Source organism: Pseudomonas sp. EA_35y_Pfl2_R5 (assembly GCF_963970805.1).
GTDB lineage: Bacteria > Pseudomonadota > Gammaproteobacteria > Pseudomonadales > Pseudomonadaceae > Aquipseudomonas.
This window is the reverse complement of sequence record NZ_CAXAOW010000033.1, coordinates 1-4,829: the sequence shown is the minus strand read 5'-3', so window position 1 is coordinate 4,829 and position 4,829 is coordinate 1. Positions and strand designations below refer to the sequence as shown.

Below are 4,829 nucleotides of genomic sequence, written 5' to 3'. Positions count from 1 at the left end.
TTACTGCCGTGCAGATAAAGCGCAAAAGACCGACTGCCACTCGGGCTTTGGCAGAGTGCAACTTGATAGAGTTTTCCTTCCTTGATGTCACTTCGCTGCCACATTCTGGACCTCTGTTGCCTAACGTATGGTTAAGGGGCGGGCTTTAGCCCGTCCCAGTGAGCGTAGCGAACGATTTGAACCAATTGTTATACTTGGGTGTTAACACTTTGTTCGTTGATAAGGGTGTTTAACCTAATCAGGTATCCGTCCGGGTCCATGATCATAAATTGTCTGACAGTTAGAAGCTTGCTGCCAGTTCGATATGTTTTTTGCTCTAATGGCAACTGTATTGGGTAATTATTTTTTACTATACTATTGTGTATGCCATCAAGATCAGTAACGGTTATCTGAAAATTTATACCCCTGCCAAGGGGGTATTCGAGCTTTGCTGTAACCCATGGATCATCGCTCGGATCAAGTTGAGCTATCTGTTCAAGCATTAAAACAGCACCCTCAAGCTCGATGGTTGCAAAGCCATCCTCAGGACGCTCAAAGCAAATCGAGAACCCGAGCAGCTCCGTATAAAAGCTCAAAGATTTTTCAATGCTACAAACGTATAGCTCTGGTGTTAAAGGAGGAAATATGTCGATAGCGGCCATGACTCATACCGTATAACGTTTGGTTAAAGGGCGGGCTTTAGCCCGTCCCAGAGAGCGAAGCGAACGATTTGAACCGCTTGTTAGGCCACGCGATGCCGCGCCGGCCACAAACCGGTGATGCGACGCGCTACCGAATGTGTGGCTTCGAGCATACGCGCGCCGACCTTCCGGTAGAAGCGTGCAGCGATGGCAAAAGCGTGTGCAGACGAAGCTGTTGCCGCGAAACGAATTTGAGTTTGTTGGCGCACATGTTCCGGGCCGGATTCGAATGGCCGCCGCGAACTTGCAGGCTGGCAAAGCCAATTGTTATTTGTACGCATAACTTCCTTGTTCCCGATCTTTGCTCTTACGCCTAACGCCAGCAATAGACGACAAACCGTAATGCGTCCGATTTAATTGCCTTGTTAGGCAACTTTACCTTTCGCTAACAGCTAACTTAACGGCTAAACCGATAAATACTGTGCCAGCAATTCTATTTATTAATTTCTGTGCTTTATCTGAACCTTTTAGCCACTCTCCCAGAAAACCAGCAGACCATGCAACCAAAGTAAAAATACAGAGCGTTGTTGCTATAAATAAACAGCCAAATGCCATCATTTGAACTGTTATCGAGCCAATTGAAGGCTCTGCAAACTGAGGTAGAAAGGCCAAAAAGAATATTGCAACCTTGGGATTAGTAATATTCATAACTACCCCGCGCATGTATAGTTGCTTCCAATTTGCGTGCTCTTCTTTTACTTTACTTACATTAGTTGAGCCAGCCCTAAATGCTTGCCATGCCAAATAAAGTAAGTACATAGCACCGACAAATTTAAGAATATTAAAAGCTAATTCCGAAGATTGGAAGATAGAAGCAACACCCAATGAAACAGTAGCAGTATGAACCAACAACCCCGTGCATAGGCCTAACGTTACAAATATCCCAGCCTTTCTCCCATTCATTGCTGATTGTGTTAAAACAAATATATTGTCTGGTCCTGGTGATAAAGACAATGCAATTGACGCAACTACAAATAAACTGATTGTTTCTAATGGAATCATACGATTCTCCAATGTTGCCTAACGTTTGGTTAAGGGGCGGGCTTTAGCCCGTCCCAGTGAGCGAAGCGAACGGTTTGAACCAGTTGTTAGGCTCACTGTTGGATATTAGTTTGAAGGTTTTTCATTCGGTACGCCAGCGCATAAGTTCCTCTGTGCGATGGTAAGTTTTAGCTGAAATGCATTTGTTAAACCAGAATATCCAGCCAGTAGTACTTTCATATTCTTTAGACTCTTCTCTGCATATTGGATCTCGCATTTTTAACCAAGATCTTTGTTCTGTGCGGAGTAGAGCTATGTCTTCACTATTTAGATTTGAAATTAAAATTTTGTACTGGTGGTTAAGTTTCTTGTCCGCTTCTATAAATTCTTCCTGTGCACAGGCATTGATTTCCGGTGCTGAGCCATTTTCGTTGCACTTCGGGGGCAAGTCATTGGCGTACCCTGTTGTGCAATAGGCGATGACGAACATAGCTGCGGAGGCGGTGGGGCGCATTGGCGTGTGCCTAACGTTTGGTTAAGGGGCGGGCTTTAGCCCGTCCCAGTGAGCGTAGTGAACGGTTTGAACCAATTGTTATGCGTTTAACCGAACAGACCAGAGACTGCACTAGTTATGCCTTCGACTATCGCAAGGACGCCATCGACTATTGCTTCGAGAGTACCTAATAGTATTTCTAATGGGCCGTCATCGCTGAGAACAACAGGTGTTGCTACGCCTGCAATAGAAAATGCTACAGCAGCCATAGCAACCGAATGGAAGCCCGCTACTAGAATGTAAATCACGGATGACAGAAGTAGAGTTACGCCGAGTGCATTGAAGACTCTGAGGCCGAGTGGTCTTTTGGTTTTCTGCTTCATTTACTCTCCATGTATAACTGAATGCCAAATTGCCGTAGGCGCATAACGTTTGGTTAAGGGGCGGGCTTTAGCCCGTCCCAGAGAGCGCAGCGAACGATTTGAACCAGTTGTTATGCGCTACTGGCAGTATCGACGGGCTTCTTCTTCTGATTTCACCTCTGTGCCATTACAGTGATACCCCGGTACTGCGCAAAGGAGATAGGCTTTACCTAGTTTTTTTGCCTCGTATTCACTTTCAATTACTGCTGGAGCACTTCGCCCTTCCGATAATTTGCATGATTCCTTTTGGGATTCAATTTTAGTTATGCACTGAATCTGGCTGATGTTAAATGACTCAGTGGCGCCGTTACACATTTTGAGTGCGGTTTCGTGCCACAGATCAAATAGACTATCTTTTGGAATCGGATTGTTCTGAATATCACTTAAGCTGTATTGACTGACTCCACTCGCACTATCTAAGTAATAATTATTGTAGGCGTAGTATGCGGCAGCAGACAGGGCGATTAGGAGGATAATATTTTTCATGGTACTTCCTTGTGCATAACGTTTGGTTAAGGGGCGGGCTTTAGCCCGTCCCAGTGAGCGCAGCGAGCGGTTTGAACCACTTGTTAGGCTGAGGCGTGAACGGTTAATTTGAGGTTACTCATAGGATGCCACACCAATATAAAGGTCAAAATCTTTTCTTTCTTGCTCAGTAGCTAAGCGCTCTCTCGACACTCTAAGAGTGTATGCACCCTTTGCATGGCCTTTATCAATTACCATCCAATCAAAGACGTCTTCTGGATCAAACCCCAATCGTTGGCCTATTTGGTGCCACCTTTCGAAGCCATCGGGAATTTCAAAAAATATTCCCGAAAGTAAATTCGTATCTGGATGGTACAAAACATCGGACAACCACAAATAAAAAATATGATCCATACCTTCCTGTTCGGATTTGTCTGGATCACGAAAACTTAGCTTTGCCATATAGGTAGGCTCGCCCCCTATTTTGACCATTTCAATGAAGCGATTAATTGTATCTGAGCATTGTCGATGAGCTTTTTCGATCTCTTCATCGCTCTTACGGATATGTCGGAATATGGGTTCCATTGAGCCTTTGCCTAACGATTAAGCTAAGGGGCAGGCTTTAGCCTGTCCCAGCGAGTGAAACGAGCGACTTCAGCGTCTTGTTAGGCGCTACTAGTTAGATTTAATTTTATAACCAAGTAGAGATGCGCAGTTTTTGTTTTCGTAAAAGGTACTAAACATTTTCGCTGTGGCTTCTTGCTTCGATGTTATTTGTTGGTCTGCAGTGACTGCAATATTGACAATGCCTTTAAGTAAAGCATCATGCTGAGCTAGGTTTAGGAAAACTAAATCACGCTGCTCAATAGTGCTTAGTTCTTTTAGTATTTTATTTTTATTGATTATCATCAGACCGTCGTTGAAAACCTGTTTGAAAATTTCGCTGCGCTGGGTTCTCTCATTGCTGTTGCTAAGAAGTGTGGCGACGTCGTTATCTACTGAGATACTTCTCATTAATGATATGGCGCAGTTAGCTTTTTCTGTAAATCCCATTATTGTTAGATAGTCAGGCTTCATCGCGTAATGTTGATAGTCAAGCCATAAATTTTGTGCGGCAGGTGTATTAGTTGTCGAGGCTACTAGTACGTTCGACATAGTTGCGGCCAAAATAATAGCTAATAATTTTATGTGTTGTATCGTTTTCATTTGGTATTGCCTAACGTTTGGTTAAGGGGCGGGCTTTAGCCCGTCCCAGTGAGCGAAGCGAACGTTTTGAACCACTAGTTAGGTGCGTGCAACCCAATGCTCAAGGGGCAAAGGATAGGACGTTTCAATTTAACCCCCCGCAACTCCAGCATGACATGAAGTTGCCAGGGTTGCTTTCCTTGCATTTTTTGCACAGCCACTCGATTTCACTACTTGAATCATTTGATTCTTGATCGTGTTGATAGCGCCCAACTAATTTAGCAGCAATTTCAAATTGTTCAGGGTGTACCCAGAGCTCAGGGTGTACTGGCCTATTGAAAGAAACAACTGAACGAATAGAACTCTGGTGCTCATTTAGTATTTTTGTGGTGACGCCATTACTTTGTAGGTAACTGGCTATGAGGTTTATCTGAATGAGACTGTCAGACTCTAAGAGTTTTCGCACAGTTAAAGCACCTAACGATTAAGCTAAGGGGCGGCGGCACGCCGTCCCAGCGAATGAAATGAGCGATTTCAGCGTCTTGTTAGGCATTGCTCATAATCCTGTAAGCGAAATACCGAATTTCGCATCTGTAACGATGT

At 44.2% G+C, this 4,829-nt stretch carries 8 protein-coding genes; all 8 read right to left on the bottom strand.

Annotated elements, in window-relative coordinates; all coding sequences use genetic code 11:
- Nucleotides 1-188: 188 nt before the first annotated feature.
- The gene (locus AACX99_RS22030; protein ID WP_339414549.1) at nt 189-641 is read right to left on the bottom strand and encodes a bleomycin resistance protein; all 453 of its coding nucleotides are present in this window, start codon (nt 639-641) and stop codon (nt 189-191) included.
- Nucleotides 642-1,055: 414 nt separating this feature from the next.
- Complete coding sequence (locus AACX99_RS22025; RefSeq protein ID WP_339414548.1) at nt 1,056-1,682, bottom strand: LysE family translocator; 627 nt, start codon at nt 1,680-1,682, stop codon at nt 1,056-1,058.
- A gap of 121 nt (nt 1,683-1,803) precedes the next feature.
- Entirely contained in the window at nt 1,804-2,175 is a 372-nt protein-coding gene (locus tag AACX99_RS22020; protein ID WP_339414547.1) for a lysozyme inhibitor LprI family protein, read from the bottom strand.
- 86 nt (nt 2,176-2,261) lie between these two features.
- Nucleotides 2,262-2,537, bottom strand: a complete 276-nt coding sequence (locus AACX99_RS22015) for a hypothetical protein (RefSeq protein WP_339414546.1) — start codon at nt 2,535-2,537, stop codon at nt 2,262-2,264.
- A gap of 117 nt (nt 2,538-2,654) precedes the next feature.
- Nucleotides 2,655-3,062, bottom strand: a complete 408-nt coding sequence (locus AACX99_RS22010) for a hypothetical protein (RefSeq protein WP_339414545.1) — start codon at nt 3,060-3,062, stop codon at nt 2,655-2,657.
- 114 nt (nt 3,063-3,176) lie between these two features.
- Nucleotides 3,177-3,626, bottom strand: a complete 450-nt coding sequence (locus AACX99_RS22005; protein WP_339414544.1) for a DUF2314 domain-containing protein — start codon at nt 3,624-3,626, stop codon at nt 3,177-3,179.
- 90 nt (nt 3,627-3,716) lie between these two features.
- Nucleotides 3,717-4,247: a hypothetical protein gene (locus tag AACX99_RS22000; protein ID WP_339414543.1), complete on the bottom strand. Its 531-nt coding sequence runs from the start codon at nt 4,245-4,247 to the stop codon at nt 3,717-3,719.
- A gap of 124 nt (nt 4,248-4,371) precedes the next feature.
- Entirely contained in the window at nt 4,372-4,692 is a 321-nt protein-coding gene (locus AACX99_RS22315) for a putative signal transducing protein (RefSeq protein ID WP_445261897.1), read from the bottom strand.
- Between the last annotated feature and the right edge of the window lie 137 nt (nt 4,693-4,829).